Genomic DNA, 25134 nt, shown 5'->3' with positions numbered 1-25134 from the left:
CCGCTCCCACAGGGGCCGTGTGAGCATCAGGATTTTTGCAAGGCAGGTGCGTTCAATACGGGAAACAAGACAATACCCTTCGGCGGATGCCACCAAGCTGACCCGATGGTTTCCCCAACTCTGGGCTATAACCTTCTGAAGGTGCCCAGTTGTGGAGTCCGCCATGGACATCGCCCCTCGTTCCGACGCTTTTGAAGTACCCGCCGGTAACGAACTGGCTACCCCACGCAAGCCGTTCAACCTGCTGCGCTGGTACGCCTGGGTCAGCCTGGCCATCATCCTCTCGGTAGCGGTCGGGCTGGGATTGATTTCCAGCCGCTTCATCGTCGACGAGAGCATCGAGCGCGATGCTTTGCTCACCGCGCAGTCCATCACCTCCATCGCCGATGCCGAAGTGCGCCATGTGTCGATCCCCAATGTGCGCACCATGGGTGAACTGCTTGACCCGCGCATCGACCGCGCCAACCTGCTCGATGTCGACCCGGACGCCCGGCGCAGGGCGCGTGGCGAGTTCCTGGACCACATCGCGCACCTGCCCGACATGCTGCTGGCCAACATCTATGCCCCGGACCGTACGGTGATCTGGTCCAGCAACCCGGCCCTGGTCGGCAAGCTGATCGAAGGCGACGAGGACCTGGAGCAGGCTTTCGAGTACAAGATGCGAGTCTCGGCCAGTTACCACAACTTCGAGCAGGCCCGCGTCGAGCAGAAGTTCGTCATCCCACCCGAGCAGTTGTTCATCGAAAACTATATTCCGCTGTTCGATGCCGATGGCGAGCAGGTCACGGCGATGGTCGAGATCTACAAGGAGCCCCATGACCTGATCGTGCGCATCGAGCATGGGCTGATCCTGATCTGGCTGGCGATCACCATCGGTGCCGCGCTGGTCTACGTAGGCCTGTACGGCATCATGCACCGCGCCGCGCGCCTGCTGGCGGTGCAGCAGAAGCGGCTGATCAGCAACGAAACCTACGTGGCGCTGGGCGAGGTGTCCTCGGCGGTGGCCCATAGCCTGCGCAACCCGCTGGCCAGCATCCGTTCCAGTGCCGAGTTGGCCCAGGCGTTCGACGATGGCCCGGCGCAGCGCAACGTCAACGACATCATCAGCCAGGTCGACCGCATGTCGCAGTGGATCCGCCAGATGTTGCAGTCCTTGCGCCCGCTCAACGATGAGGCCGTGGCGGTGGATTTGCCGCTGGCATTGCAGGAAAGCCTGCAGACCTACGCAGTGCCGCTGGCGCGCGGCGGAGTGAGCCTTGACCTGCAACCGATACCGGCAGTGCAGGTGCTGGGGCATCCGGTGTTACTGCGGCAGATCTTCAGCAGCCTGATCGCCAATGCCCTGGAGTCGATGGAGCAGGGTGGGCGGTTGCGTGTCGAGGTGGTGCGCCATGACCGGCGTAACCTGACCCTGCGCCTGTCCGACAACGGCAAAGGCATGACCGAACAGCAGCAGCGTATGGCCTTCCGGCCTTTCTTCACCACCAAGCAGGGTGGGTTGGGCGTAGGCCTGGTGTTGGTGAAACGCATCATGGAACGCTTCGGGGGCGGTGTCCGCCTCAGCAGCAGTGAAGGCCATGGCACTCGGGTTTCGCTGAGTTTCCGGCTGGTCAAGAGCTCCTGACTTACATTAATAAATGCTCGTATCTAATTGTTTATAAAGGATTTAAGGTTTTTTGGGTGAAAACCCCCAAATGTGGGGGATAGCCCTCCAAGTTAATTTAAGATGTGTCTTCAAACTATTGATAATCAAAGATAAATTGAATTGGCATGTTGGCTGGCTGGGTTCTTGCAATGTGACAGGCAGAGCGCAACACACGACAAATGGCGGCTGCGGCTGCACGGGTGGAGTGCTATCAATTGGCTACTATTTGTCGCCTTGATGCATTTCTGAATGGACGCCCTGGGCGGGAAGCACGCGATGCAGATGCTGGATAAAGAAGTTTCTGACAAGGCCAGTACTACCGCCAATGGTGTGGCCGTGCCATTGCGCGAATTCAACCTGCTGCGCTGGTTTTCGGTCATAAGCCTGTTGATCATCGCCTCGGTGGCGGGCGGGCTGGGTTATGTGTCGACGCGTTTCGTGGTGCGCGACAGCGTCGAGCGCGATGCCATGCTCACCGCCCAGTTCATCCAGGCCATGGCCCAGGCCGAAGTACGTCATTCGCAGTTGCCGCCGGGCACCACCATGGGCGAGTTGCTTGACCCGCGCCTGGACCAGCAGCATTTGCAGTTCACCCCGGAGCTGGCCGAATCGACCCGGGTCGAGTTCCTCGACCATGTGGAGCACTTGCCGGACACCTTGCTGGCCAACGTCTATGCCCGCGACCGCACCATTGTCTGGTCGACCAACCGGGAGCTGATCGGCAAGCGAATCGAGGCCGATGGTGACCTGGACCGCGCCTTCCGCTCGCGCAAGACGGTATCGGCCAGCTACCACCAGGCCGAGGATGACCGCGAAGAGCAGAAGTTCCAGCGTGAACCGCGCTATCTGTTCATCGAGAACTACATCCCTCTGTTCGACAGCCAGGGCGAACAGGTGCTGGCCATGGTGGAAATCTACAAGGAGCCGCAGGACCTGGTGTGGCGCATCCAGCGCGGTTATGTGCTGATCTGGGCTTCTACCCTGGTGGGCGGGGCGCTGGTCTACTTCGGCCTGTTCTGGATCGTGCGCCGCGCCGCGCAGCTGCTGCACCTGCAGCAGGACCGGCTGGTGGCCAGTGAAACCTATGTGGCCCTGGGCGAGATGTCCTCGGCCGTGGCGCATAGCTTGCGCAACCCGCTGGCCAACATTCGCTCCAGCGCCGAACTGGCTCAGGAAATCGCCAACCCCGCGGCGCAGAAGAACATCACCGACATCATCAGCCAGGTCGACCGCATGTCGCGCTGGGTGCGTGACCTGCTGGTGTCGCTGCGCCCGACCAGTGACGATGCCGAGGCCGTGGACCTGGTGACGGCCATCGAGGACACCCACCTGGCCTTCGCCCAGCAGATCGAACGCAACGGTGTGCACTTCTGCTACGAAGGCCCCCGGTCACAATGGGTGGCCAGCCAGCCACTACAGCTCACGCAGATTCTCAACACCCTGTTCTCCAATGCCCTGGAAGCCATGCCTGAAGGTGGCATGCTGTGCGCCCAGGTCAATGTGCAGGATGGGCAGCGTGCCGAGTTCGTCCTTTGTGACACCGGCAAGGGCATGAGCCAACAGCAGGAACGGATGGTGTTCAAGCCGTTCTACACCACCAAGCAGGGCGGCCTGGGTGTAGGCCTGGCCCTGGTCAAACGCATCATGGAGCGTTTTGGCGGCTCGGTCAGCCTGAGCAGCCGCGAAGAGGAAGGAACCCGCGTCAGCCTCACATTCAATATCGCAGCGGGAGGGGACCATGGAGCACAGTATCCTGGTAGTCGAGGATGATGAAATTCTCGCCGACAATATTCGCACCTACCTCGGCCTCAAGGGCTTCGAGGTCACCGTGTGCCACAGCGCGGAGCTGGCGCTGGAGCAGATAAAACGGGGCCAGCCCGATGCGGTGCTGACCGACAACTCGCTGCCGGGCATGAGCGGGCACGACCTGCTGCGTACCTTGGTGGCGCAGGTGCCGGACCTGAAAGTGATCATGATGACCGGCTATGGCAACGTGGAAGATGCCGTGCAGGCAATGAAGGAGGGCGCCTTCCATTACCTGACCAAGCCCGTGGTGCTGGCCGAGCTCAAGCTGACCCTGGACAAGGCGCTGGCTGCCGAGCGCATGGAGCGCACGTTGTCGTTCTACCAGGAGCGCGAGGCGCAGAAGTCCGGGTTGCAGGCATTGATCGGTGAATCACCGGCGATGCTCACCCTCAAGCACACCCTGCGCCAAGTGCTGGATGCAGAACGGCGCATGGCCAGCGACGACCTGCCACCGGTGCTGATCGAAGGCGAGACCGGTACCGGCAAGGAGCTGGTGGCCCGCGCCCTGCATTTCGATGGTTCGCGCAGCAAGGGGCCGTTCATCGAGTTCAACTGCGCCTCGATCCCGGCCAACCTGCTGGAGGCCGAGCTGTTCGGCCACGAGAAGGGCGCCTTTACCGATGCCAAGGAGCGCAGGGTGGGCCTGGTGGAGGCTGCCGATGGGGGCACCTTGTTCCTCGACGAGATTGGCGAGATGGACCTGGTGCTCCAGGCCAAGCTGCTGAAGTTGCTGGAAGACCGCAGTATCCGCCGGATTGGCGCGGTGAAGGAGCGCAAGGTCGACCTGCGGGTGATCAGCGCTACCAACTGCAACCTGGAGCAGATGGTGCAGCAGGGCAAGTTCCGCCGCGACCTGTTCTTCCGCCTGCGTATCATTGCCCTGAAGGTACCGCGCCTGTATGCCCGCGGGCAGGACGTGCTGCTGCTGGCGCGGCATTTCCTGGCCCATCATGGCCGGCGTTATGGCAAGCCGAACCTGCGCTTTTCCGCCGAGGCGGAAAGCCTGATGCTCGGTTACAGCTGGCCAGGCAACGTGCGCGAACTGCGCAACATGCTGGAGCAGACCGTGCTGCTGGCGCCGAACGAGGTGGTGCAGGCGCACCAGCTCAACCTGTGCATGACCTTGATCGACGAGCCGCTGGTGCAGCAGGCGGCGCCTGCGGTGTTCGAAATGCCTCGGCACGAACCGGAGCCCGGCACCAGCCTGCCGGACATGGAACGTGACCTGGTATGCAAGACCCTGGACCGCACCGACTGGAACGTGACCAAGTCGGCGCGCATGCTCGGGCTGTCGCGGGACATGCTGCGTTACCGGATCGAGAAGCTGGGGCTGACCAGGCCGGACAAGCGCCAGTGGTGAGCCCCCTTTGTGGGAGCGGCGTTTGTAGGAGCGGCCTTGTGTCGCGAAAGGGCCGCAACGCGGCCCCGGGATTGATGCGCAACAGTTGAAATTGCTGGGGCTGCTTTGCAGCCCTTTCGCGACACAAGGCCGCTCCTACAGGGATTGCGGCAACTTTTAGAATTTGAGCGCATTGATCAACGCTGATTATCGGCTGCTCCCTGCCGCCCGGTACCTTCCGAGCCACTGCCATCCATCCCTGGCAAATCCCGGTTGTCATTCTGTTCAGCTGGCGGGCTGTCCGGGTCGTTGCCCTTTATGCGTGGGTCTGTGTCCCGCGGCAAGGGCTTTTCGATCGGGTTGAGGGTGCTGTCCGCACCCGGCTTGGGCGCCGGGTTGTGCGGGTCGTCGGGGTAGGTGGGGCCGGTGCCGGCAGCAATGGCCAACGGCGCGACGAGCAGGGCAATCAGCAGGATGCTTGAGCGGGGCATGGCAGGCTCCTTTGCTTCTGGTAGGGCTGATACTTCCCTTCGGCCCTACCCGAAGCTTCAAGGTGCCATTACCCCGATCAACGGTTACACCACCAGCGAAAGCAACATGATGAAGATGATGCCGACGATCGACAGGATGGTCTCCATCATGCTCCAGGTCTTGAAGGTTTCCGCCACGGTCATGTTGAAGTACTGCTTCACCAGCCAGAAGCCTGCGTCGTTGACGTGGGACAGAATCAACGAGCCAGCGCCGGTGGCCAGCACCAGCAGCTCACGGTTGACCCCCGGCACCAGGTCGATCACCGGTGCAACGATGCCCGCACCGGTAATGGTGGCGACCGTGGCGGAACCGGTGGCGATACGGATTACCGCTGCTACCAGCCAGGCCAGCATGATGGGCGAAATCTCCGCCTGTACGGCCATCTGCCCGATCACGTTGCCCACGCCGGTGTCTACCAGCATCTGCTTGAAGCCGCCGCCGGCACCCACGATCAGCACGATCGCCGCAGTCGGGGCCAGGCTCTGGTCGAGCATCTTCATGATCTGCTGACGGTTGAAGCCACGGGCCGAGCCAAAGGTATAGAAGGCCAGCAGCAGGGCAGCGAGCAGCGCGGTGATGGGGTGGCCGATCAGGTCCATCCACTGGCGCACGATGTGCTCGGCAGGCAGCACCACGTCGGCGAAGGTCTTCAGCAGCATCAGCACCACCGGCAGCAGCACGGTGACCAGGGTGATGGTGAAGCTCGGCAGATTGCCCTGGTCGGACTCCTTGGCGATCTGGTCCATCAGCTCCTGGGACGGGGTGCCCGGGATGTAGCGGGAAATGAAATTACCGAACAGCGGGCCGGCGATGATGGCGGTAGGCAGCGCCACGATCAGGCCATAGAAGATGGTCTTGCCGATGTCGGCATGGAAGATGCCGATCGCCAGCAGCGGGCCCGGGTGCGGGGGCACCAGGCCGTGCACCACCGACAGACCGGCCAGCAGTGGAATACCGATCTTGATCAGCGATACGCCGGAGCGTCGGGCGACGATGAACACCAGCGGGATCAGCAGCACGAAGCCGATCTCGAAGAACAGCGGGATACCCACCAGGAAGGCGGCGAACATCATCGCCCAGTGCACGTTCTTCTTGCCGAAGGCGCGGATGAGGGTTTGCGCGATCTGATCGGCCCCCCCGGAGTCGGCCATCAGCTTGCCAAGCATGGTGCCCAGGGCGAGCACGATGCCGACGAAGCCCAGAACACCGCCAAAACCGTCCTGGAACGATTTCATGACCTTGGCCACCGGCATGCCGGAGGTCAGGCCAAGGAAGCCGGCCGCGATGGTCAGTGCGACGAAGGGATGGACTTTGAAGTGGGTGATCAGCAGGATCAGCCCGACGATGGTAACCAGCGCGTCGAGCAGCAGGAAGGTATCAGTAGCCAGTCCGAACATGGTTTGAAGGCCTCGGTCTTATCGTTGTTTTGGCGTAGCTTTTTTGCAAATCTGCTTGCGCTTGAGGGGCAGGGTAGCGCTGTCTCGGTTGGGCCGGGAAAGCCGCCTGGGTCAGGCGGTTTGTGCCAGGCCCGGCTCACTGCGGCCCTTTAGCCAGCTGTCCACCGCTTCGGCAAGCGCTTCGATGGGCTGGGTGGCGTCGAGCGCCAGGGTCAGGGGTTCGCCGTGTGGCGGCTCCAGGGCAGCGAATTGGCTATCGATGAGGCTCGCCGGCATGAAATGCCCGGGGCGGGCCAGCACGCGTTTCTCCGCCTCGGCGGGTGACAGCTCGAGGAACACGAACACCAGCCCGGGCATGGCGTCGCGCAGGGAGTCGCGATAGCGGCGCTTGAGGGCCGAACAGGTCAGGATCGGACGTTCCCCGGCCTGGGTCGTGGCTTGCAGCTCCTGACCAAGACGCACCAGCCAACCGGCACGGTCGCTGTCGTCCAGGGGGATGCCAGCGCTCATCTTGCGGATGTTTTCGGCAGGGTGGAAAGCGTCACCTTCGATCAGGCGGCCGCCGCTTCTGGCAGCGATGGCAGCGCCGATGCAGCTTTTGCCGCAACCGGCCACGCCCATCACCACGATGGCGGACAGGGGAGAATTCATCAGTACCTCCTGCGGGTGAGATAGCGCTGTCTCGTTGTCGACGAACAGCAACCTCCCCGGTGTTATTGGTCTTGTCCCTACGCAGTATGGACGCTTGGCGGCGAGCGCGCGTTGGCTGCTACCAAAGATTACATTGCCTGCGTCCTGAGACAGCGCTACCTTAGTGGCCGTTCCCTTTCCTTGCAAGTAGTAAAATTACAACATCCATGTCCCGCACCGGCTCCCGTACCACAGGTCGTCCCACCCTGGCAGAAGTTGCCAGGCTTTCCGGGGTTTCCCCGATTACCGCGTCGCGCGCCCTGCGCGGGGTCAGCACTGTTGCGCCGGAGCTGGTGGAAAAGGTCGTTGCTGCCGCGGCGAGCCTCGGTTATGTCGCCAACCCGGCGGCCCGTGCCCTGGCTTCGGCGCGCAGCCAGTCGGTGGTGGTGTTGATCCCGTCGCTGTCCAACCAGCTGTTCATCGATACGCTGGAAGCCATTCATGAGGTCATGCGCCCGCGCGGGCTCGAGGTGCTGATCGGCAACTATCACTACGATCTTGCCGAAGAGGAGAACCTCATCCGCAACTACCTGGCCTATCAGCCCTGCGGCATGCTGCTGACCGGTTTCGAGCGCAGCGAGGCATCGCGGCAGATGCTGGCGGCCAGTGGCGTACCTTGTGTGCACATGATGGAACTGAATGGCGAAGCTGGTGCATTGTCCGTCGGCTTCTCGCAGCAGCAGGCCGGGCGCGCCGCCGCCCGCCACCTGATCGAGCGCGGGCGCAAGCGCCTGGGGTTCATTGCCGCACAGCTGGACCCACGAGTGATGCAGCGTGCCGAAGGGTTCCGCCAGGCGTTGGCCGAAGCCGGCTTGCAGGCGACCGAGCTGGAAGTGCTGACGCCGGAGCCTTCTTCCATTGCCTTGGGCAGCGAGTTGTTCAGCCAACTGATGCGGCAGGCGCCGGATGTCGACGGTATCTTCTTCTGCAACGACGACCTGGCCCAGGGCGCGGTGCTGCAGGCATTGCGCCAAGGGGTGGAGGTGCCGCGGCAGGTGGCGATGGTCGGTTTCAACGACCTGCCGGCTTCGGCGCACATGGTGCCGCGGCTGACCTCGATTCGCACGCCTCGCGCCGCTGTGGGGCGCGGTGCTGCGCAGGCGCTGCTGGCGTTGCTCGATGGCAAGCGGGTGCCGAATGCGCAGCAGGACCTGGGCTTCGAGTTGATGGTGCGGGAGAGTTCCTGAGTTTGTCTTGAGTGGTGTGGTGGTTTCGAGACCGAGCGCCGCCCGCGCGGCGCTTCGCAGCACAAGGCTGCTCCTACATCTGTTTCGGGCCAGTAATGCCTATGCCAGTGCACGCGACCGCCTTGTTCGTACAACGCGATATCGAGCCATGCGCCAAAGCGTTCGCGCACAAACCTCACAGGAATAATTGGCCCGAAACAAATGTAGGAGCAGCCTTGTGCTGCGAAGCGCCGCGCGGGCGGCGCTCGATCTCACAGGCACCACAAAAACCACGACTTACGCCAGGCGATCTATGCTCAGGACACCGCGCATACAGGAGCCCGGCGTCATGTTCGATTTCCACCGCAAGTCCGATCTGGTCGAAATCCAGCGCAGTCATCAGGCATTGGCCAGCTTGCAGGCCAAGCTGGCGGCGATCAGCCGCTCCATGGCAATGATCGAGTTCACCCCCGACGGCACGATCCTCGATGCCAATGAGCGCTTCTGCCAAGCCATGGGCTACAGCGCCGAGGAGTTGCGCGGCAAGCATCATCGGCTGTTCTGCGACCCTGGCTACGCGAAAAGCGCCGAATACCAGCAACTGTGGCGTGAACTGGGGCAGGGCAAGGCCATCAGCGGTACCTTCGAGCGCATCGACAAGGCCGGCCGCGAAGTCTGGCTGGAAGCCAGCTACATGCCGGTACTGGACGAGCAGCGCCAGGTCACCAGCGTTATCAAGGTGGCATCCGACATCAGCCAGCGAGTGATGGAGGAGCACGAGAGCGAAAGCCTGCTCAAGGCCATCAGCCGCTCCATGGCGGTGATCGAATTCACCCCGCAAGGCCGGGTGATCAAAGCCAACCAGAACTTCCTCGACACCATGGGCTATCGCCTGGACGAGGTGGTCGGTCGCCATCACGGGCTGTTCTGCCTGGCGCACGAGCGCGAATCGGCCGAGTACCGCGAGTTCTGGGCATCGCTCAACCGCGGCGAGTACCACTCGCACCGTTTCGAGCGTGTCGACAAACATGGCCAGACGGTCTACCTGGAGGCCTCCTACAACCCGATCTTCGACAGCAAGGGCCGCTTGTACAAGGTGGTGAAGTTCGCCAGCGACATCACCCGCCAGGTCAGCACTCAGCAAAGCGCGGCCGATGCTGCCCATGCCAGTTCGGTACAGACCGATGCCTGCGCGCGCAAGGGCACCGAGGTAGTACAGCAGGCGGTACAGGTGATCGAGCAGATTTCCCATGAACTCAACGACGCGGCACGCAGTATCGATGCGGTGAGCAAGCAGTCGGATGTGATCGGGCAGATAGTGCTGACCATCCGTGGCATTGCCGACCAGACCAACCTGTTGGCTTTGAACGCAGCCATCGAGGCGGCCCGCGCCGGCGAGCACGGGCGCGGTTTTGCCGTGGTGGCCGACGAGGTGCGCAGCCTGGCGGCGCGCACCAGCAAGGCTACCCTGGAAATCGTCGACGTGGTGCGGCAGAACCACGACCTGTCGCTGTTGGCCGTGGCCAGCATGCAGTCGAGCCTGAAGCGTACCGGCCATGGTGTGGCGCTGGCCAACGAAGCCGGTACGGTGATCATGGAAATCCAGCAGGGTTCACGGCACGTGGTAAACGCTATCAGCCAGATCAGTTCGACGCTGCAATTGCACTGAGCACATCGCCCAGCTCGTCCAGCAGGGTCTCCAGGCTGGCCTGTAGTTGCAGGCGAAGGTCAACCGTCGGCAGGCCTTGGTCGTGGGCCTGCTCGATGGCTTCGCAATCCTTGACCAGCGTGCGTACCTTGAGCATCTTCGCCCCTCCTTTGATCCGGTGAGCCAAGGCGCGCAAAGTTTCGCCGGGGGCGTCTGCTGGCAACGCCCGCAAGGTGGCCAGGTCTTCGCTGACGCTTTGTGACAACTGCTGCAGCAAGTTCCGCGTCAGTTGTTCGTCGTCCTGGGTCAGGTGGCGCAGTTCGCCAAGGTTGAACCCGCTGGCGCGCCGTGCTGTCGGCTGCTGCCGGGGGTGGGCGTGGGGCAGGTGGGTCTTGAGCGTACGCAGGCCGATGGGTTTGAACAGGCATTCGTCCATGCCGCTGGCCAGGCAGCGGGCACGCTCCTCGGCCTGGGCGTTGGCGGTGACGCCGAGAATGCGGCATGCCGCCAGGCCGCGTTCGCCCTCCAGGCTGCGGATACGGCGGGTCAGTTCGTGGCCGTCCATGACCGGCATGCTGCAGTCGGTGATTACCAGGTCAAAGCGCGCAGCCTGCCAGCGTGCCAGCGCGATTTCCCCGTTTTCCGCCAGCGTGACCCGATGCCCCAGGGTATGCAGTTGCCGCTCCAGCAGCAGCAGGTTGGCGGGGTAGTCGTCGACCACCAGTATGTTCAAAGGGCCGCCGCTTGTTTCCAGCACAGGGTCGTGCTGGTCGGCCTGCACCGGTGCAGCGCAGGCGGGCAGCTGCAGGCTGACCTGCACCTTGGTGCCAAGGCCTTCGACGCTCTGCAAGTTCAAGGTACCGCCCATCAACTCGGCTAGCGTGCGGCTGATGACCAGTCCCAGGCCGGCGCCCTGGCGTGCCCGGGGGCCGTCGGCCTGGACGAACGTATTGAACAGCCGGGCCTGGTCGGCTTGGCTGATGCCGATGCCGGTGTCTCGCACACTCAGCTCCACTGTCAGGCTGTCAGTGTCGGTGGGCGAGGGCAGTAGCAGGCTGGCCTGGACTTCACCGCTGTCGGTGAACTTGATGGCGTTGCTGATAAGGTTGGACAAGACCTGCTTGAGGCGCAGCGGATCAGCCAGCACCCACACCGGCGCTACGGGCAGTTCGCTGTGCAGGTGCAGGCCTTTGGCCCTTGCATTGCCTTCGAACACCCGCACGGTGGCGCGTACCAGTTCTACCAGGTTGGTGGGCACTGGCTGCAGGGTGATATGCCCGGATTCGATACGGGAAATGTCGAGAATATCGCCGATCAGCTCAAGCAGGCCAATGGCCGAATCGTGGGCGGTCTGCAGGGTCTGGGTGTCGCAGCGGCCGCCGCGGCTGTCTTCCAGGGCCAACTCCAGCAGGCCGATCACGGCATTCATCGGGGTACGGATTTCATGGCTCATGGTGGCCAGGAAGGTGCTTTTGGTCTGGCTGGCCTGTTCGGCGTCGTCCTTGGCCTGGCGCAGCTGTTCAAGCAGGCCGCGGCTAAGCGCAAGTTGCGCTTGCAGGGCATGCTGGGCCTCGGTGCGCTGGTTGATCAGCTTGCGCAGGTAGCTGTTCCAGAACACCACCCCGGCCAGCAGCAAGGCCGACAGCACCAGCACTTGCAAGGCCAGCGTGCGGTAGTCGCGCCAAGGGCTGTCACTGACCAGGGTGGTGGTGCGCCAGCGGTTGATCAGCTGGTCCAGCTCTTCGGGTGGAATGCTCAGCAGCGCCTTGTCGAGGATTGCCTGCAGCTGTGGCTGGTCCGCGGCCACGGCGAAGGCGGCGATGGCCGGGTCATCGTCGAGCACGCTGGCAATGCGCAGGCGGTCCTTGAACACATGGCTGATGTAGTAGGCGGCATTGATATGGCTGCTCAGGGCGACGTCGGCGGCACCGTTGGCCACGGCCTCCATCAGGCCGAGCGGGTTGTCCACCTCGACCATCCTGGCCTGCGGATAGCGTTGTTGCAGCACGGCCCGTTGCGGCGAACCGCGTACCAGGGCGATGCGCATGCCATCAAGCGCCATGGCCTGCGGCGGTGATGCATTGTCGCCACGGGTGACCAGCACGCGTGGGCTGACCAGGTAGGGACGGGTATAACGCAGTTGTTTCGAACGGTCTGTGCCGTAACCCAATGCGCCGATCATCTGCGCATCCCCGCGCGCCAGGCGCTCGATCATTGCTTGCGCCGACGGGCTTTCGACCGGCTTGAAATGCAGCCCCGTGCGCAGCGAGATCTGCTTGAGCAGCTCGAGGGTGATGCCGCTGGGGCGGTGCTTGGTGTCGTTGAAGGTCAGTGGCGCCAGCGAAGTGTTGACCAGCACGCTGACGTTGGGGTTGGCAGCTATCCAGGCTTCTTCTTCGGCGGTCAGGGCGGTGAGGTGGCGCTGCAGCAGCAGGCTGGTGTTGCCACTGCTCCAGCGGCGCAGGATATTCAGGCGTTCGCTTTCGCTGATACGCGCCAGCGCCTTGTTGACCAACTGTTGCAGGCGCGGGTTGTCACTGGCCATGGCAAAGGCAAACGCGCCAGGGGCAACCTGACAGAAGTGGTCGATCTTCAGTGTGCCCTGGTAACTCTTGCCAATCGCGAAGTCGGTACTGATGGCATCGCCCAGGTAGGCGTCGGCCTCGCCCAGTTCGACGGCGGCCAACCCGGCCAGGGTCGAGCGATACAGGCTCAATTGCGCCTTGGGGTACAGGCGGCGGACGCTGCTGGCCGGCAGGTAATGATCGACCATGGCCAGGCGCAGGCCGGCGAGGTCGGGGGTGTTCTTCAGGCTGCGCCCCTCGCGTGTGACGATGACTGGCAGATCGTCGGCGTAGCTTGAACTGAGGCTGAGCTGGGCATCCGCTGCCTCGAAGGCGTTGGAGCTGCCTAGCAGGTCGATACGGCCGTCGCGTAGCGCAGCGATGGCTTCGTGGCGGCTGTCGTAGCGTCGTACTTCGATGGTGGTACCCAGCTGTTCTGCGATGATGCCAGCGTAATCGGCGCTGAGGCCTTCGTAGTCGTGCTGGCTGACATTGATCTCCAGCGGTGGGTAGTCGGGGCGCGAACTGCCAAGTACCAGGTGCTGGCGTTGCTGTAGCCAATGACGCTCTTCGGTGGACAGCGCAAGCGGGGCCGCGGCGCTGACCGAGCGTGCCAGCAACTGGCGAGGTTCGCTGTTTGCCAGCAGCGCGCCGGAACCGGCCAGGCCGATGACCAGTAGGGCGCTTGCCAGCAGGCGCTTCATTGTCATCGAGCGCTCAGTAGACGCTGTTGCGCTTGGCCAGGTCGACCATTTCAACCAGTGATTCGGTCTTGAGCTTTTCCATGATGCGGCCCCGGTAGGTGCTTATGGTCTTGGCGCTGAGGTTCATGCAGGTGCCGATATTCTTGTTGTTCTCGCCGCGCGCCAGGCGCCGCAGCACCTCCATTTCCCGGTTGGACAGGCTGGACAGGCGCACTGGCTCGCTTTCCAGCGAGTTGCTGTTGACCGACATCTGCGGGAAGGTCGAGTAGCCCTTGACCAGCGCTTTAAGGGCAAACAGCAACGCCTCGTGGTCTTCTTCCTTGGTGACAAAAGCGCCGATACCAGCATCCAGGCAGCGCCGCACATACAAATCCGTGGCCTGGCCGGTCAGCACCATGATCTTGGGCGCCGGCTCCAGGCATTGCAGGCGCTTTATCACTTCCATGCCATCCAGGCCGGGCAGGCCGATGTCGAGAATTACCACATCCGGTCGCAGGTCGCGGGCCACCTGCGCCACCTCGCTGCCATTGCCGACCTCGCCGACAACACGGAAGCGCTCGCGTTCGAGCAACATGCGCAAGGACAGCCGGACGATGGGGTGGTCGTCGACGATCAGCACGGTAGTCATGAAGAAAACTCCTGTCAGGATGTGGTCCGCTTCCTGGATCACTCAGGAATACGTCTGCAAGTGGGGTTATTGGAAGCGCTGCACGATACGACCATTCCCGAAATTTGGTAATGCCGAGTATAGAAGTGTTGAAAGTCCACGTGCTTGTTGTTGAAAAGTCCTACAAAAAGAGGGAAAGACATCACCCTGGCAAAGCGGCGATGCTTGTTTTTGTAGTCGTCATGCGCAGGCGGAGTGTGATTTGCTCACGCGCTGGGTTGAGGCGGGGTTGTTGGCCAGTGCCTGGCCGACCCGTGTCGGGCGTGCCACCAACTGGCCGGTGCAGTTCGGGCAGCGGCCCTGGAAACGGGTTTCGGCGCAGGTGCGGCAGAAGGTGCATTCGAAGGAGCAGATCAGCGCATCGGGGCTGCCACCCGGCAGGTCGGTATCGCAGCACTCGCAGTTTGGGCGTAGGTCCAGCATGGGCATGACTCCTGTTTGCAGGCGGGAAACCGGAGTCTGCTACGCCTGCGGCGAACCTGGCAATGCTCAGTCGCCAGGGCGATACAGGTGGGCGTGCCCGGCGCGATACAAGGCCGATTCGGCAAACGGTGTGTCGCCCAGCACATGGCCCACAAGGATCAGCGCCGTGCGCCGGAAATCCTTGGCCGCGACGCGTTTCACGATATCGCCGAGGGTACCGCGCACCCAGTCCTGGTCCGGCCAGGTGGCACGATGCACCACCGCCACCGGGCAGTGCGTGCCGTAGTGCGGCAGCAGTTCTTCGACGATACGCGACAGGTGCTTGACCCCCAGGTGAATCGCCAGGGTGCTGCCATGGCGCGCCAGCTCGCCCAGCTGCTCGCCGGGCGGCATCGGCGAGCTGTCACCATAGCGGGTGAGGATAACGGTCTGAGCTACTTGGGGCAGGGTCAGTTCGCAGCCGAGCAGGGCGGCGCTGGCCGCCGTGGCGGTGACCCCGGGGATGATCTGGTAATCGATGCCCAGCGCCTGCAGATGGCGGATCTGCTCGCCGATGGCGCCGTACAGGCTGGGGTCGCCACTGTGTACCCGAGCCACATCCTGGCCTTGCTCATGCGCACTGCGCATGGCGGCAACGATCTGTTCCAGGTGCAGTTCGGCACTGTTGATCACGGTCTCGGCCTGGTGGCCCTCGAGCACGGCGGCCGGCACCAGCGAGCCGGCATAGATAATCACCGGGCACTGGCGGATCAGCCGTTGGCCCTTGATTGTGATCAGTTCCGGGTCGCCGGGGCCGGCGCCGATGAAGTAGACCGTCATGGAAAGTCCTTGCAGGAAAGAAGGGAAACGTTCAACAGGCCAGGGCGAGGGTAGCCGGGCCCAGTACCTGGCGTGTCAGCAGCAACCTGGCGGTGCCAACTCGCTGGCTGGCCAGGGCCAGTGCCGCACTCTCCGCCACGCCCCAGCAGCCACAGTGGGCATGGGCAGCGGCGGAGCGGTGGCTGAGTCGGGGTTCGTAGGGTTGCAACTGCGCGGTATCGTACAACACCAAAGGCAGACCGAGGCGTTCGGCCAGTTGCTGCAAGCCGGGCTCGTCGGCCTTCAGGCTGATGCTGGCGATGCCTTGCAGGTCGGCCAACGCCAGGCCCTGGGTGGCCAGGGCCTGGCGTAGCAAGATTTCCAGCGTATCCGCCGGGCAACCCCGACGACAGCCGAAACCGGCGTAGAAGGCAGGCATCAGGCCTGGCTGGAGCGCCGGAACAGCCAGGCGCTGAGCAGGCCCAGGGCCAGCCAGAATGCGGCGTTGGTCAGCCAGGAGGCCACTTTGAACTGGGTTTCCAAGGCGGCGGGGGCCAGGCTCTCGTGCACTTCGGGTTGCGGCGCACCGATCACATGGGGAATGACCAGCAGCACAGCGCCCAGCGCCTTCAGCAACCAGTGGCGAGCGAACACCAGCAGGGCCAGGCCCAGCGCGGTGGCACTGGCGGTGCCGATCCACCAAGCCTGGCGTTGCCCCAGGTCGGCTGCGGCAGTACCTGGCAGTTCCGGCGGCAGGCCCAGGGTCGGGGCCAGGCAGAACACGGCGAAGCCGGCCAGGCCCCAGAGTGCGCCGGTGCCGGCTCGCTTGGGTTCACGCAGGCTGTACAGGGCGGTGAGAATCAGGGCGAAGCCGACCGCGACCACCAGGTTGCCGCCGGTGGTGGACAGCACTCGCTGCCAGCCGTCTTCAGGTGTCCAGGCTTCGGCGCTGTGTTCATGCGCTGCCACTTCGCCAGCATGCTCGTGCTCGGCGACGGGGGCCGAGGATTCGTAGGTTTCTGCCTCGAGAATCAGTGGGGCGACCCAAAAGCTCTGCAGCAGGGTCAGCAGCAAGGCCGCCAGCAACCCGCTGAAGCCCGCGGTGCGGGCAATGCGTGTGATCATCGGGCGTACTCAGTGGCAGGGGAATGCGGCGCTGTGGCGGGTGTCGTGGGCGGCGTTGTGCACGGCCTCGATGTGCGAAAAGCCGGCGAAGTACACCAGACACAGGCCCAGCAGGCTGGCGCCGATGGCGATGACGACACGCTGGCTGAGGGTGACGGGGGTGGTAATGCTGTGTTGCTTGGCGCTGGTGACGGGCATGACGCGTTCCTCTGCTTTTTGTGGGCAACGGGCAAGCGCGGCAGCCCCGAGCGTGGCAGCCCAGGGGAATGCAACAGCGCCCGCCCACCGCGGGGTGTTCATGAACGCCAGGCCGGTCTCCGGGCTTGCGAGGAGGAGCAAGGCTCCTGGAAAGCGTCACCTTCCCATGCCGGGGATCAGGCACAGTGGTACAGACGCTTCGCTCGCTTACCGTTGCGGGGGCAGCACCGGCCTTGTCCTGCCCTGCTGGAGGGCCTGTGACGCACCGGTTTCCCGTTTCACCCCCATCGGGGGCACCTGAACGCGAGGCATAAGGAGACCATGGGGCGGGGCTGGCGTCAATTGCCTTGATGGTAGGGCTTTGGTTTTGCAGTGCCTGTGAGATCGAGCGCCGCCCGCGCGGCGCTTCGCGGCACAAGGCCGCTCCTACATCTGTTTCGGGCCAGTTACTCCTGTGAGTTCACCTCTGTCCGTCTTGTTTGTTCCATTCGATATCGAAGGGCGCACGACTGCTCCTCATCAATCTTCAGCCAAGCACCAAGGCGGCAACCCACTTGGCACAGGAGTAATTGGCCGGAAACAGATGTAGGAGCGGCCTTGTGCCGCGAAGCGCCGCGCGGGCGGCGCTCGATCTCACAGGCGCTGAAAAGCTCAAGGCATGCACACTCAAGCCCTCATGTAAGCCGGTTCGGCCTGTAGTGGTCTATGCCGTGAGCATCCACCCGGTCAGCCCCGGGCAAACGCCGCCAGCTTCTCGCCATCCAGCCGGTAGCGCACCCACTCATCCTGCGCTTCGGCCCCCAGCTTCTGATAGAAGCCGATAGCCGGCTCGTTCCAGTCCAGTACGCTCCATTCCAGCCGTCCGCAATTCTTCGCCACCGCCTCGCGGGCGATGTGCCGCAGCAATTGCCGCCCGGCACCGTCGCCGCGCTGCTCGGGCGTTATGTACAGGTCTTCCAGGTAGATGCCGTTGCGCCCGAGCCAGGTCGAGTAGCTGTAGAAATACACGGCAAAGCCGATTGCCCGGCCATCGCGCTCGCACATCAGGCTATGCACAGTGCTGCCCTCGCCAAAAAGGCTGTGCTCGATATCGGCAACGCTCGCGATTACCTCGTGGCGGGCGCGTTCGTACTCTGCCAGTTCGGTGATGAAGGCAAGTATCTGCTCGGCGTCGGCGCGAACGGCAGGACGGATGGTGAGGCTCATGGGACGGCTTCCTTGATCTGATGGTAGCGGTACAGCGATGTGTATCTACACAATTTAGTGAAACTGTATCGGTCGCAGAGGAGGGCGACTCCGTTAGTGTGACAGCACCCATAAAAAAAGTGGATTGCCTGCCATGCTTGCCTCTGCCGACCTGCTGACCGCCTTCGTGCTGTTCGCCTTCGTGTCTTCCATTACTCCTGGCCCCAACAACACCATGCTGCTTGCCTCTGGGGTGAATTTCGGTGTGCGTCGCTCGATTCCCCACGCCCTGGGCATCAGTGTCGGTTTCATGGTGATGGTGCTGGCTGTCGGCCTGGGCCTGGGCGAGGTGTTCAAAGCCTGGCCGGCGCTGTATACGGTATTGCGTTACACCGGTGCCGCCTACCTGCTGTACCTGGCCTGGAAGATCGCCACCTCCGGGCCGGTCGGCACAGCTTCGTCCAGTGCCCGCAAACCGCTGGGCTTCTGGGGAGCAGCGGCATTCCAGTGGGTCAACCCCAAGGCCTGGGTGATGGCAGTCGGGGCAATCACCACCTACACGCCGGCGCAGGGCTATGTGACCAACGTCATTGTCATTGCCGCCTTGTTCGCCCTGGTCAACCTGCCGAGCGTCGGGGTGTGGGTGATGTTCGGCAGCGCCCTGCGCAACTTGTTGCAGAACCCGCGCTGGCTGATGCTGTTCAATGTCCTGATGGCCTTGTTGCTGGTGATTTCACTGTACCCGCTGCTGTTTGTAGAATCAGCGTTTTCCTGACCCCGCGAGTACAGTAAGCCGATGCAGTTGATCCCCTGGTCTCACGAATGCGCCGAAGGCTTCACCCTGCGGGGCTGGCGAACCCCGGCCAGTGGCAAGCCGTTGCTGCATTTTCTGCACGGCAACGGCTTCTGCTGCCTGGCCTACCAGCCATTGCTGCTGCGCCTGGGCGAACATTTCGACCTGTGGCTCAGCGATGTGCAGGGCCATGGTGACAGCGACCATGGCGGGGTGTTCCGTGGCTGGAACCGGACCGCTGCGTTGGCGGTGGAGGCTTTTGCAGCCGGGGTAGGCGAGTATGGTGACGTACCGCGCTTTGCCGTCGGGCACAGCTTCGGTGGCGTGCTCACCGGCCTGATCCTGGCCAGTGAACCGCAACTGTTCGCGCGTGCCGTGCTGCTCGACCCGGTACTGTTCAGCCGGCGCATGCTGAGCGTGATGGGGATGGCAGCCCTGGTCGGCTTGCACCAGCGCCATGCCCTGGCGCGCAAGGCTGCCAGCCGTCGCAGCCACTGGCCCGACCGCGAGGCAGCCCTGGCATCACTGCATGGGCGGGGTATCTTCAAGGGGTGGACCGATGCGGCGCTGCGGGCCTACGTGGAGCATGCCATTGGCGACTGTGGCGAAGCGGTGGTGCTCAAGTGCCGGCCCAGCCGCGAAGTAGAAATATTCAGTTCGTTCCCCAAGCGCATGTGGGCGAGCCTGGCGGCAATCCGTACGCCCACGCGGGTGCTGTACGGCGAGCACACCTACCCCTTCGTACCGCATTCGGTGAATCGCCTGGTGGCACTCAACCCTAAGGTCAGCGGCAGGCAGGTTGCAGGTGGGCACTGCTTCATGCAAGAGCATCCTGAGGCGTGCGCCGAACAAGTGCAGGCCTTCCTGCTGCAGGGACCGGCGGGATAGTTTTTCCAGACAGCTGGCTGTGGATTGTCCTTTTAATGAGACGATGCATGCCATTTTAGCCGGCTATTGCCTGATTGGTCTCACTGGTAAGGTTATCTCAACCAAGAGAGGAGCCTTCTCATGAAAACGATTCTGGGTATTCACCGCAGCCCCCACGCCCACTGGGTAGGTGATGGTTTCCCGGTGCGCAGCCTGTTCACCTACGACAACCTGGCCAGCAAGATCAGCCCGTTCCTGCTGCTGGACTATGCCGGCCCTCATGACTTCACCCCGACCAGTGCGCGGCGCGGCGTTGGCCAGCACCCGCACCGCGGCTTCGAGACCGTGACCATCGTCTACCAGGGCGAACTGGAACACCGTGACTCCACCGGCGCTGGCGGCTTGATCGGCCCTGGCGACGTGCAGTGGATGACTGCTGCCAATGGCATCATCCACGAAGAGTTCCATTCCCCAGGTTTCGCCCGTACTGGCGGTACGCTGGAGATGGTACAGCTGTGGGTCAACCTGCCGGCGCGGGACAAGCGCGCAGCGGCTGGCTACCAGACGCTGCTGGCCGAGGACATCCCGGTGGTGACGCTGGACGGCGAGGGCGGCAGTCTGCGAGTGATTGCCGGTGACTATCGTGGGCATTCGGGGCCGGCGCGGACCTTTACTGCGATGGATGTCTGGGACCTGCGCCTGAATGCCGGTGCAACCTTGCAGCTGCCGGTTGCCGCCGGGCGCAATGCGGCGCTGGTGGTGTTGCGCGGCAACGTGCGGATCAACGGCGAGCGAGAAGCCGGCCCATCCAGCCTGGTGCTGTTTGACCGGGGCGGCGAGGACGTCGCGGTCGAAGCGCTGGAAGGTGCCAGCTTTCTGCTGCTAAGCGGTGAGCCGATCGACGAGCCGATCGTGGGCTATGGCCCGTTCGTGATGAACAGCCAGGCGGAAATTGCCGAGTCGTTCGATGACTTCCATGCCGGGCGGTTCGGGCAGATGCAGGAAGCGCGGGACGGTGCGGCGCATTGATTCTGGCTGATTGAATGGATTGTCCTGCCTTACCGCCGGCAAGCCAGCTCCCACAGGTACAGCGACAATCTCGAGAGCAACGCTGTACCTGTGGGAGCTGGCTTGCCGGCGATAGGGCCGGTACAGCTATTACATTTGCTGGCATGATGCAGCCATGCCAAAGCTCACCCCCCTGCACGCCGTACGCCGATCATTGCCCACCCCCGGCCACCACACCTTGTGGCTGCGCTACCGTGCCCCTTACCACTGGCCCTCGACCCTGGCCTTCCTCGCTGCCCGCTGCATCCCCGGCATCGAGACCTGCCTCGACGGCACCTACCGCCGTACCCTGGTAATTGCCGGCCGCCACGCCGTCTTGCACGCCAAACCTTCGGGCAGCCAGTACCTGCGGGTCCGCCTTGAAGGCGTCCCGGCCCACGCGCTACCCGGCCTGACCGCCAGGCTAAGGCGGGTCTTCGACCTCGATGCCGACCCCGCGCGCATCAATGCCGAACTGTCCCGCGATCCGCTGATGGCCCGCCTGCTACAGGAGCGCCCAGGCCTGCGCGTGCCACAAGGCTGGGACGTCTGCGAACAGGCCATGCGCACTGTGCTGGGCCAGCAAGTCAGTGTGGCCGGGGCCATGACCCTGGCCGGCCGCCTGGTGCAACGCCATGGCGTGCCCTTGCGCTGGCCCGCACCCGGCCTGAGCCACGTATTCCCGGCGTTGCCGGTATTGGCAGTTGCGAAGTTCGATGGCATGGGCATGCCGCGAGCGCGCGCCGCCACCCTGGGCACGCTGGCCAATGCATTGCTCGCCGAGCCCAGGTTGCTGCGCCGCGGGCAGGTGCTGGATGAACTGCTGCGCAACCTGTGCCAGCTCAAGGGTATCGGCCCCTGGAGTGCGCACTACCTGGCATTGCGCCAGGCCGGCGCGGCCGATGCCTTGCCGCTGGGCGATGTGGCGTTGATCAAGGCGTTGCGCCTGCTCGAAGGCGAGGACGCCCAACTTGCGCAACGAGCCCTTGCATGGCGACCGTGGCGAGCCTATGCGGCACAGCACCTTTGGGCATCGCTGGGGCCTGCCGGGACCGCTCGTCGCTAAGTCTGCCATTGCGTTCGAACGCGCAGCCCGCGCAGGCAATCTTCCACTAAGGTGCTAGAGGATTCCCTGCATGATCATTGCCCAGGCGCATGAGCGCCTGCCCGGGCATGCGCAATATCAATTGGCACCTCGCCCGACAAAGGCGTACTCACACAACAGGCCATCCCAAAGAGAGGGTCGTACCATGTCGTTGATAGGAGTTTCGATGCTAGAAATGCGGCAGATGATCGAGCAGGCCTGCCTGCCCGACCGTTGCGAAGTCAGCTGCACGGATGGCGCCAACCTGACCATACGCCTGGGTCAGGGCCAGAGCCTCGACGAGGGCGTGACCCTGAGCGGGGTCCCCCTGCAAAGCCTCAACAGTTGCCGTGATCTGGTCAACCTGGTGGGGCAGCTGCACGCGCTGCGTGACAGCCACCCGGCGACACTCAAGGCGATTGCCTGAGGCGCCTGCCGCGCCCCGGTCAGCCCACGCTGGCCGGGCGCACATATTCCGGCATCAGGCCGTTGAACCAGAACAGGATCATCGCCACCAGGATGGTGACCAGCAGCAGTAACCCCACCCCCCACACGCAGGTCGCGAACAGCATGGCCTGTTCCTTCTTCAGCCGCAGGAAGGTCTGCAATCCGCCATACAGCAACACGCTGGCATACGCCGAGGCAGCCAGCAGTGCCGCCAGCGCCAGCCAGCGGATCGGTAGCAGGCCGACCACCCCGGCAAAGAACCATGGTGTGGCGCAGTAGGCGGCAAAGCCGATGCACTGGTTGAGGCTGGGCTGTGCATCGAAACCGCGCGACATCCAGCGGATCATCGTGCCCATCAACATTACCCCGACGACCGTTGTGGCGTAGAGCAAGCCCGCCAGTTGGGCGGCGCTGGTCATGCTCAGGCGCACCCGTTCCTCGGCCGCCAGGCTCCAGCCGAAGGTGGTCGTGCCGACGAACAGGCACACAGCGGGGATCAGTGCCAGGGCCAACAGGCGCGGCAGATATTGCTGCGGGTGGTCTTCCTCGGCCCGGCGGATTTCCAGCCAGGCGTCGGCGGGGTGAGTGAAGAGCTTGAGCAACGGACTGTTCATTGACGTTCTCCGGCAGGCATGGGCCCTTTTGCTATGGAGACGTGACGCGCCCGGTGGGTTCAGCCGGGTTGATCGCCGTTGATCGTCTTACAGCAGTTCCAGCAGCAGGTTCAGGCCGCCATCACCGCACTTGCCCTGGTCGCGGACCACTCCGTGGTAACTGCGCCCGTCCCAGACGAAGGCCACGCTGTGGGCGCGGTCGACCTTGTCGGGCAGGGGCGGGCAAATGTGCAGGCGCAGGCCGGGGCGGCCTTGCAGGTCGAGGGCGGCGAGTTGGCACTGGCACTCCACGCTTTGCGCCACCGGGCCGAACAGGGTGTCGCGTACGTAATCGAGCTGTAGTGAGGCATTGGGCGCGCGGCAGGGCATTTTCATAGGCGCGCGGCTCCGCTTTGAGAGGGCGGGTAACAGGGCTGGTAGGGCATGGCGGGCTCCAGGCTGAAGAGGGCGTGGCTTATCGTTTGAAGCTTGCCTGGCCAAGATGTTCAACGTGTTTCATGTGCGTTCATCCTTTTTTTCATTCCAATCGGAACTGTGGGGTAACGGTGCAGCTGGCTGGCCAGCACTCGTCCCGCAATTCGAGGGTTAGCCTGTTAAAAATGCCAGTTGTGAAGCAGATGCATTCGTGATGCTAATAGTGTCTTCGAAATCTATGTATATCGAGGATTACATGTCTATAACTCGTTTTTTCTACAAATTAAACTGGTTGTCATCGGTTTGCAGTGGCGGTGAGTGTTGTAATTGGTTGGACTTCGAAGCTTTGAGACTTGTCCAGCTTCGATCAGGTAAGCTGGGCGACAGCTTGTTGCTCGCCACTTTTCGCGATGCCACGCTTGCCCATGATGTCGTGCCTATCGCTTACAGTGCTTATGGTGTTGGAAGTAACAACTCTGGTGCTTCGCTGATAGGCTTCAAAGGCGAGCGCCAGGACTTCATTACACGCTGCTATCTCCTGGGTAATGGTTTACGTGCTTTTTGTCCCTTCATGATGAGATTCATCTCTCCAGATAGTTTGAGTCCGTTTGCGCAAGGAGGAGTGAACTCATACGCATTTTGTGAAAATGATCCAGTGAATTTTAGTGATAAGAGTGGTCGCGCAAGGACTCGAATATTCAACCCGGTGCCTCATTCTCCATGGGTTCCAGCGAAGCCCTATGCATTAAAGGAGATATCTGGGCACTCGAAGATAATTGGTTCTGAAAATAGCGTTGCCGGGACTTCAAGGAAGCAGGGAGGAAGTGCACTCGCTTTCTCTCAAAGTCAGCCAAAACAAAATGTTCGGTTCAATGTTGTAGATGGGTCGAAATATGTAGAGGGAGGATGGCGCAGTTCAAAGCAATCGGTGGATCTTCTGATTGCCGCGAACGACGTGGTGACCGCACCAACCCAAAGAACCACCAAATATACAACCGAGCATCTTCGGCAGGCCATGTATTATGCGGTAGAAAATGCAGGGGATTTAAGCGGTTATGTTGAAAAAGCGTTTCCTGGAGACAAAAGCGCTTTGAACACTTTTAGGGCGAAAATTCATAGTATGGAAACAAGGGTCGTGCTCCGTAGCGTCAGGAAAGGGGAGCAAATTTAGCGATATAGGCTGTTCTGTGGCATGCATTCAATACATAAATTGGCCCGCTCACCCGCTTACCCTGAAATCATCGGTCTTGATTGTTCTCAGCCTGCCCTGCGCAAGGTCAGGTTGATCCGCCGTTCGCCCAGGCGCGGATGCACGCCGGGCTTGATCGGAAGCACGCCGTGAAAGCGCAGGCGGTCCTCGCCACCCCAGACCAGCACATCGCCATGGCTCAGCGGGATGCGCTGGGTCTTGTCGGTGCGCTGCAGGCCACCGAACAGGAACACCGCCGGCAAGCCCAGCGACACCGACACGATCGGCTGGCCGAAGTCCCGCTCGTCGCGGTCCTGGTGCAGGCTCAGGCGGGTGCCCGGCAGGTAATGGTTGACCAGGCAGGCATCCGGCACGAAACCGTCGAACCCGGCCATGCTCGCAGCGCGGGCGGCCAGTTCGAGCAACACGGGGGGCAGGGCGGGCCAAGGTTTGCCGCTGAGCGGGTCGCAGGGGCTGTAGCGGTAGCCGTGTTCGTCACTGACCCAACCCAACGTGCCGCAGTTGGTCAGCCCTACCGCCATGCGCAGGCCGCCCGGGGTGTGCATGTGCCGGAACGGCGCGGCACGCAGCACCGGGCGCAGGGCATCGAGCAGGGCCTCGATCTCGGCCAGGGCGAAGCCGGGCAGCAGCACGGTGTGGCTGGCCAGGCGTTGCGGCTGGGTGCCGAACAGGTCGAGGTCGGACTGGATCATGGGTCAGGCATCGGTTGGGGTGTGGACCATTGTAATGTGCTTGGCAGGCTTGGCCTATTCGCGGGCGTGCCCGCGAACAG

25 protein-coding genes and 1 riboswitch are annotated in these 25134 nt (G+C 62.9%); of the genes, 11 read left to right on the top strand and 14 right to left on the bottom strand.

Going from position 1 to position 25134, the window contains the following annotated elements; all coding sequences use genetic code 11:
* Positions 1–163: 163 nt before the first annotated feature.
* The 3 genes from E5221_RS15310 to E5221_RS15300 all read left to right on the top strand — a co-directional run bounded on the left by E5221_RS15310 (position 164) and on the right by E5221_RS15300 (position 4811).
* Positions 164–1624 carry a HAMP domain-containing sensor histidine kinase gene (locus E5221_RS15310; RefSeq protein ID WP_247845910.1) on the top strand — a complete coding sequence of 487 codons (1461 nt, stop codon included), beginning with the start codon at positions 164–166 and terminating at the stop codon, positions 1622–1624.
* A 297-nt stretch (positions 1625–1921) separates the two neighbouring features.
* Complete coding sequence (locus E5221_RS15305) at positions 1922–3415, top strand: HAMP domain-containing sensor histidine kinase (RefSeq protein ID WP_247847746.1); 1494 nt, start codon at positions 1922–1924, stop codon at positions 3413–3415.
* Positions 3384–4811: a sigma-54 dependent transcriptional regulator gene (locus tag E5221_RS15300; RefSeq protein WP_015270534.1), complete on the top strand. Its 1428-nt coding sequence runs from the start codon at positions 3384–3386 to the stop codon at positions 4809–4811. The genes E5221_RS15305 and E5221_RS15300 overlap by 32 nt, the downstream gene beginning before the upstream one ends.
* A gap of 176 nt (positions 4812–4987) precedes the next feature.
* Here E5221_RS15300 and E5221_RS15295 read toward each other — a convergent pair whose 3' ends face one another.
* The 3 genes from E5221_RS15295 to E5221_RS15285 form a co-directional block, all read right to left on the bottom strand.
* Positions 4988–5281: a hypothetical protein gene (locus tag E5221_RS15295; RefSeq protein WP_182329556.1), complete on the bottom strand. Its 294-nt coding sequence runs from the start codon at positions 5279–5281 to the stop codon at positions 4988–4990.
* Positions 5282–5365: 84 nt separating this feature from the next.
* The gene (locus E5221_RS15290) at positions 5366–6718 is read right to left on the bottom strand and encodes a GntP family permease (protein WP_015270532.1); all 1353 of its coding nucleotides are present in this window, start codon (positions 6716–6718) and stop codon (positions 5366–5368) included.
* Between the two features lie 111 nt (positions 6719–6829).
* Positions 6830–7369 (bottom strand): gluconokinase, encoded by a 540-nt coding sequence (locus E5221_RS15285; protein ID WP_015270531.1) that lies wholly within the window; start codon positions 7367–7369, stop codon positions 6830–6832.
* Positions 7370–7575: 206 nt separating this feature from the next.
* Between E5221_RS15285 and E5221_RS15280 the strand changes: the two genes are divergently transcribed.
* Together E5221_RS15280 and E5221_RS28815 are read left to right on the top strand one after the other, a co-directional pair.
* Complete coding sequence (locus tag E5221_RS15280; protein WP_024087200.1) at positions 7576–8595, top strand: LacI family DNA-binding transcriptional regulator; 1020 nt, start codon at positions 7576–7578, stop codon at positions 8593–8595.
* A 328-nt stretch (positions 8596–8923) separates the two neighbouring features.
* Positions 8924–10243 carry a PAS domain-containing methyl-accepting chemotaxis protein gene (locus E5221_RS28815; protein WP_024087199.1) on the top strand — a complete coding sequence of 440 codons (1320 nt, stop codon included), beginning with the start codon at positions 8924–8926 and terminating at the stop codon, positions 10241–10243.
* Here the strand turns inward: E5221_RS28815 and E5221_RS15265 are convergent.
* The 8 genes from E5221_RS15265 to E5221_RS15230 all read right to left on the bottom strand — a co-directional run bounded on the left by E5221_RS15265 (position 10218) and on the right by E5221_RS15230 (position 17907).
* Positions 10218–13490 carry a transporter substrate-binding domain-containing protein gene (locus tag E5221_RS15265; RefSeq protein ID WP_247847745.1) on the bottom strand — a complete coding sequence of 1091 codons (3273 nt, stop codon included), beginning with the start codon at positions 13488–13490 and terminating at the stop codon, positions 10218–10220. The genes E5221_RS28815 and E5221_RS15265 overlap by 26 nt on opposite strands.
* A 13-nt stretch (positions 13491–13503) precedes the next feature.
* Positions 13504–14118, bottom strand: a complete 615-nt coding sequence (locus E5221_RS15260) for a response regulator transcription factor (RefSeq protein ID WP_015270527.1) — start codon at positions 14116–14118, stop codon at positions 13504–13506.
* A gap of 219 nt (positions 14119–14337) precedes the next feature.
* Entirely contained in the window at positions 14338–14580 is a 243-nt protein-coding gene (locus tag E5221_RS15255; RefSeq protein ID WP_247845909.1) for a DUF1272 domain-containing protein, read from the bottom strand.
* A gap of 66 nt (positions 14581–14646) precedes the next feature.
* Complete coding sequence (cobM, locus tag E5221_RS15250) at positions 14647–15399, bottom strand: precorrin-4 C(11)-methyltransferase (protein WP_247845908.1); 753 nt, start codon at positions 15397–15399, stop codon at positions 14647–14649.
* Between the two features lie 31 nt (positions 15400–15430).
* Positions 15431–15817, bottom strand: coding sequence for a cobalamin biosynthesis protein (locus E5221_RS15245; protein ID WP_247845907.1), 387 nt, complete (start codon positions 15815–15817; stop codon positions 15431–15433).
* Positions 15817–16503 carry a CbtA family protein gene (locus tag E5221_RS15240; RefSeq protein ID WP_061552544.1) on the bottom strand — a complete coding sequence of 229 codons (687 nt, stop codon included), beginning with the start codon at positions 16501–16503 and terminating at the stop codon, positions 15817–15819. Before E5221_RS15240 ends, E5221_RS15245 begins: the two co-directional genes overlap by 1 nt.
* A gap of 9 nt (positions 16504–16512) precedes the next feature.
* Complete coding sequence (locus E5221_RS15235; RefSeq protein ID WP_003258255.1) at positions 16513–16701, bottom strand: CbtB domain-containing protein; 189 nt, start codon at positions 16699–16701, stop codon at positions 16513–16515.
* A gap of 92 nt (positions 16702–16793) precedes the next feature.
* Positions 16794–17017, bottom strand: a riboswitch (cobalamin riboswitch).
* 410 nt (positions 17018–17427) lie between these two features.
* The gene (locus E5221_RS15230; protein WP_003260330.1) at positions 17428–17907 is read right to left on the bottom strand and encodes a GNAT family N-acetyltransferase; all 480 of its coding nucleotides are present in this window, start codon (positions 17905–17907) and stop codon (positions 17428–17430) included.
* 133 nt (positions 17908–18040) lie between these two features.
* Between E5221_RS15230 and E5221_RS15225 the strand changes: the two genes are divergently transcribed.
* The 5 genes from E5221_RS15225 to E5221_RS15205 all read left to right on the top strand — a co-directional run bounded on the left by E5221_RS15225 (position 18041) and on the right by E5221_RS15205 (position 22104).
* On the top strand, positions 18041–18661 hold the full coding sequence (locus tag E5221_RS15225; RefSeq protein WP_015270522.1) for a LysE family translocator: 621 nt from the start codon (positions 18041–18043) through the stop codon (positions 18659–18661).
* 21 nt (positions 18662–18682) lie between these two features.
* A complete protein-coding gene (locus E5221_RS15220) occupies positions 18683–19567 on the top strand; it encodes an alpha/beta hydrolase (protein WP_247845906.1) in 885 nt (294 codons plus the stop codon).
* A gap of 120 nt (positions 19568–19687) precedes the next feature.
* Positions 19688–20575, top strand: a complete 888-nt coding sequence (locus E5221_RS15215; protein WP_247845905.1) for a pirin family protein — start codon at positions 19688–19690, stop codon at positions 20573–20575.
* 154 nt (positions 20576–20729) lie between these two features.
* Entirely contained in the window at positions 20730–21659 is a 930-nt protein-coding gene (locus E5221_RS15210) for an AlkA N-terminal domain-containing protein (RefSeq protein ID WP_247845904.1), read from the top strand.
* A 184-nt stretch (positions 21660–21843) separates the two neighbouring features.
* A complete protein-coding gene (locus E5221_RS15205) occupies positions 21844–22104 on the top strand; it encodes a DUF1652 domain-containing protein (protein WP_024087193.1) in 261 nt (86 codons plus the stop codon).
* 19 nt (positions 22105–22123) lie between these two features.
* Here the strand turns inward: E5221_RS15205 and E5221_RS15200 are convergent, their stop codons facing one another.
* Positions 22124–22738 (bottom strand): Yip1 family protein, encoded by a 615-nt coding sequence (locus E5221_RS15200; RefSeq protein WP_015270517.1) that lies wholly within the window; start codon positions 22736–22738, stop codon positions 22124–22126.
* 87 nt (positions 22739–22825) lie between these two features.
* Positions 22826–23113: a hypothetical protein gene (locus tag E5221_RS15195; protein ID WP_013972780.1), complete on the bottom strand. Its 288-nt coding sequence runs from the start codon at positions 23111–23113 to the stop codon at positions 22826–22828.
* 295 nt (positions 23114–23408) lie between these two features.
* Here E5221_RS15195 and E5221_RS15190 point away from each other — a divergent pair, with 295 nt between their 5' ends.
* Positions 23409–24323 carry an RHS repeat-associated core domain-containing protein gene (locus E5221_RS15190; RefSeq protein WP_247845903.1) on the top strand — a complete coding sequence of 305 codons (915 nt, stop codon included), beginning with the start codon at positions 23409–23411 and terminating at the stop codon, positions 24321–24323.
* Positions 24324–24409: 86 nt separating this feature from the next.
* Here E5221_RS15190 and alkB read toward each other — a convergent pair whose 3' ends face one another.
* Entirely contained in the window at positions 24410–25054 is a 645-nt protein-coding gene (gene alkB / locus E5221_RS15185) for a DNA oxidative demethylase AlkB (protein WP_247845902.1), read from the bottom strand.
* Positions 25055–25134: the final 80 nt, after the last annotated feature.

Origin of the sequence: Pseudomonas sp. A2 (assembly GCF_023100865.1) — a bacterium.
Classification (GTDB): domain Bacteria; phylum Pseudomonadota; class Gammaproteobacteria; order Pseudomonadales; family Pseudomonadaceae; genus Aquipseudomonas; species Aquipseudomonas asiatica.
This window is presented reverse-complemented; position numbering and strand designations above follow the sequence as displayed.

What these genes read in the sequence shown, in the direction of transcription:
- cobM (WP_247845908.1), bottom strand. Translation starts at nt 15,399, where the DNA reads ATGACGGTCTACTTCATCGGCGCCGGCCCCGGCGACCCGGAACTGATC.
- E5221_RS15280 (WP_024087200.1), top strand. Translation starts at nt 7,576, where the DNA reads ATGTCCCGCACCGGCTCCCGTACCACAGGTCGTCCCACCCTGGCAGAA.
- E5221_RS15230 (WP_003260330.1), bottom strand. Translation starts at nt 17,907, where the DNA reads ATGAGCCTCACCATCCGTCCTGCCGTTCGCGCCGACGCCGAGCAGATA.
- E5221_RS28815 (WP_024087199.1), top strand. Translation starts at nt 8,924, where the DNA reads ATGTTCGATTTCCACCGCAAGTCCGATCTGGTCGAAATCCAGCGCAGT.
- E5221_RS15220 (WP_247845906.1), top strand. Translation starts at nt 18,683, where the DNA reads ATGCAGTTGATCCCCTGGTCTCACGAATGCGCCGAAGGCTTCACCCTG.
- E5221_RS15285 (WP_015270531.1), bottom strand. Translation starts at nt 7,369, where the DNA reads ATGAATTCTCCCCTGTCCGCCATCGTGGTGATGGGCGTGGCCGGTTGC.
- E5221_RS15290 (WP_015270532.1), bottom strand. Translation starts at nt 6,718, where the DNA reads ATGTTCGGACTGGCTACTGATACCTTCCTGCTGCTCGACGCGCTGGTT.
- E5221_RS15225 (WP_015270522.1), top strand. Translation starts at nt 18,041, where the DNA reads ATGCTTGCCTCTGCCGACCTGCTGACCGCCTTCGTGCTGTTCGCCTTC.
- alkB (WP_247845902.1), bottom strand. Translation starts at nt 25,054, where the DNA reads ATGATCCAGTCCGACCTCGACCTGTTCGGCACCCAGCCGCAACGCCTG.
- E5221_RS15210 (WP_247845904.1), top strand. Translation starts at nt 20,730, where the DNA reads ATGCCAAAGCTCACCCCCCTGCACGCCGTACGCCGATCATTGCCCACC.
- E5221_RS15305 (WP_247847746.1), top strand. Translation starts at nt 1,922, where the DNA reads ATGCAGATGCTGGATAAAGAAGTTTCTGACAAGGCCAGTACTACCGCC.
- E5221_RS15190 (WP_247845903.1), top strand. Translation starts at nt 23,409, where the DNA reads ATGTCTATAACTCGTTTTTTCTACAAATTAAACTGGTTGTCATCGGTT.
- E5221_RS15200 (WP_015270517.1), bottom strand. Translation starts at nt 22,738, where the DNA reads ATGAACAGTCCGTTGCTCAAGCTCTTCACTCACCCCGCCGACGCCTGG.
- E5221_RS15240 (WP_061552544.1), bottom strand. Translation starts at nt 16,503, where the DNA reads ATGATCACACGCATTGCCCGCACCGCGGGCTTCAGCGGGTTGCTGGCG.
- E5221_RS15265 (WP_247847745.1), bottom strand. Translation starts at nt 13,490, where the DNA reads ATGAAGCGCCTGCTGGCAAGCGCCCTACTGGTCATCGGCCTGGCCGGT.
- E5221_RS15195 (WP_013972780.1), bottom strand. Translation starts at nt 23,113, where the DNA reads ATGAAAATGCCCTGCCGCGCGCCCAATGCCTCACTACAGCTCGATTAC.
- E5221_RS15215 (WP_247845905.1), top strand. Translation starts at nt 19,688, where the DNA reads ATGAAAACGATTCTGGGTATTCACCGCAGCCCCCACGCCCACTGGGTA.
- E5221_RS15245 (WP_247845907.1), bottom strand. Translation starts at nt 15,817, where the DNA reads ATGCCTGCCTTCTACGCCGGTTTCGGCTGTCGTCGGGGTTGCCCGGCG.
- E5221_RS15260 (WP_015270527.1), bottom strand. Translation starts at nt 14,118, where the DNA reads ATGACTACCGTGCTGATCGTCGACGACCACCCCATCGTCCGGCTGTCC.
- E5221_RS15300 (WP_015270534.1), top strand. Translation starts at nt 3,384, where the DNA reads ATGGAGCACAGTATCCTGGTAGTCGAGGATGATGAAATTCTCGCCGAC.
- E5221_RS15295 (WP_182329556.1), bottom strand. Translation starts at nt 5,281, where the DNA reads ATGCCCCGCTCAAGCATCCTGCTGATTGCCCTGCTCGTCGCGCCGTTG.
- E5221_RS15205 (WP_024087193.1), top strand. Translation starts at nt 21,844, where the DNA reads ATGTCGTTGATAGGAGTTTCGATGCTAGAAATGCGGCAGATGATCGAG.
- E5221_RS15310 (WP_247845910.1), top strand. Translation starts at nt 164, where the DNA reads ATGGACATCGCCCCTCGTTCCGACGCTTTTGAAGTACCCGCCGGTAAC.
- E5221_RS15235 (WP_003258255.1), bottom strand. Translation starts at nt 16,701, where the DNA reads ATGCCCGTCACCAGCGCCAAGCAACACAGCATTACCACCCCCGTCACC.
- E5221_RS15255 (WP_247845909.1), bottom strand. Translation starts at nt 14,580, where the DNA reads ATGCTGGACCTACGCCCAAACTGCGAGTGCTGCGATACCGACCTGCCG.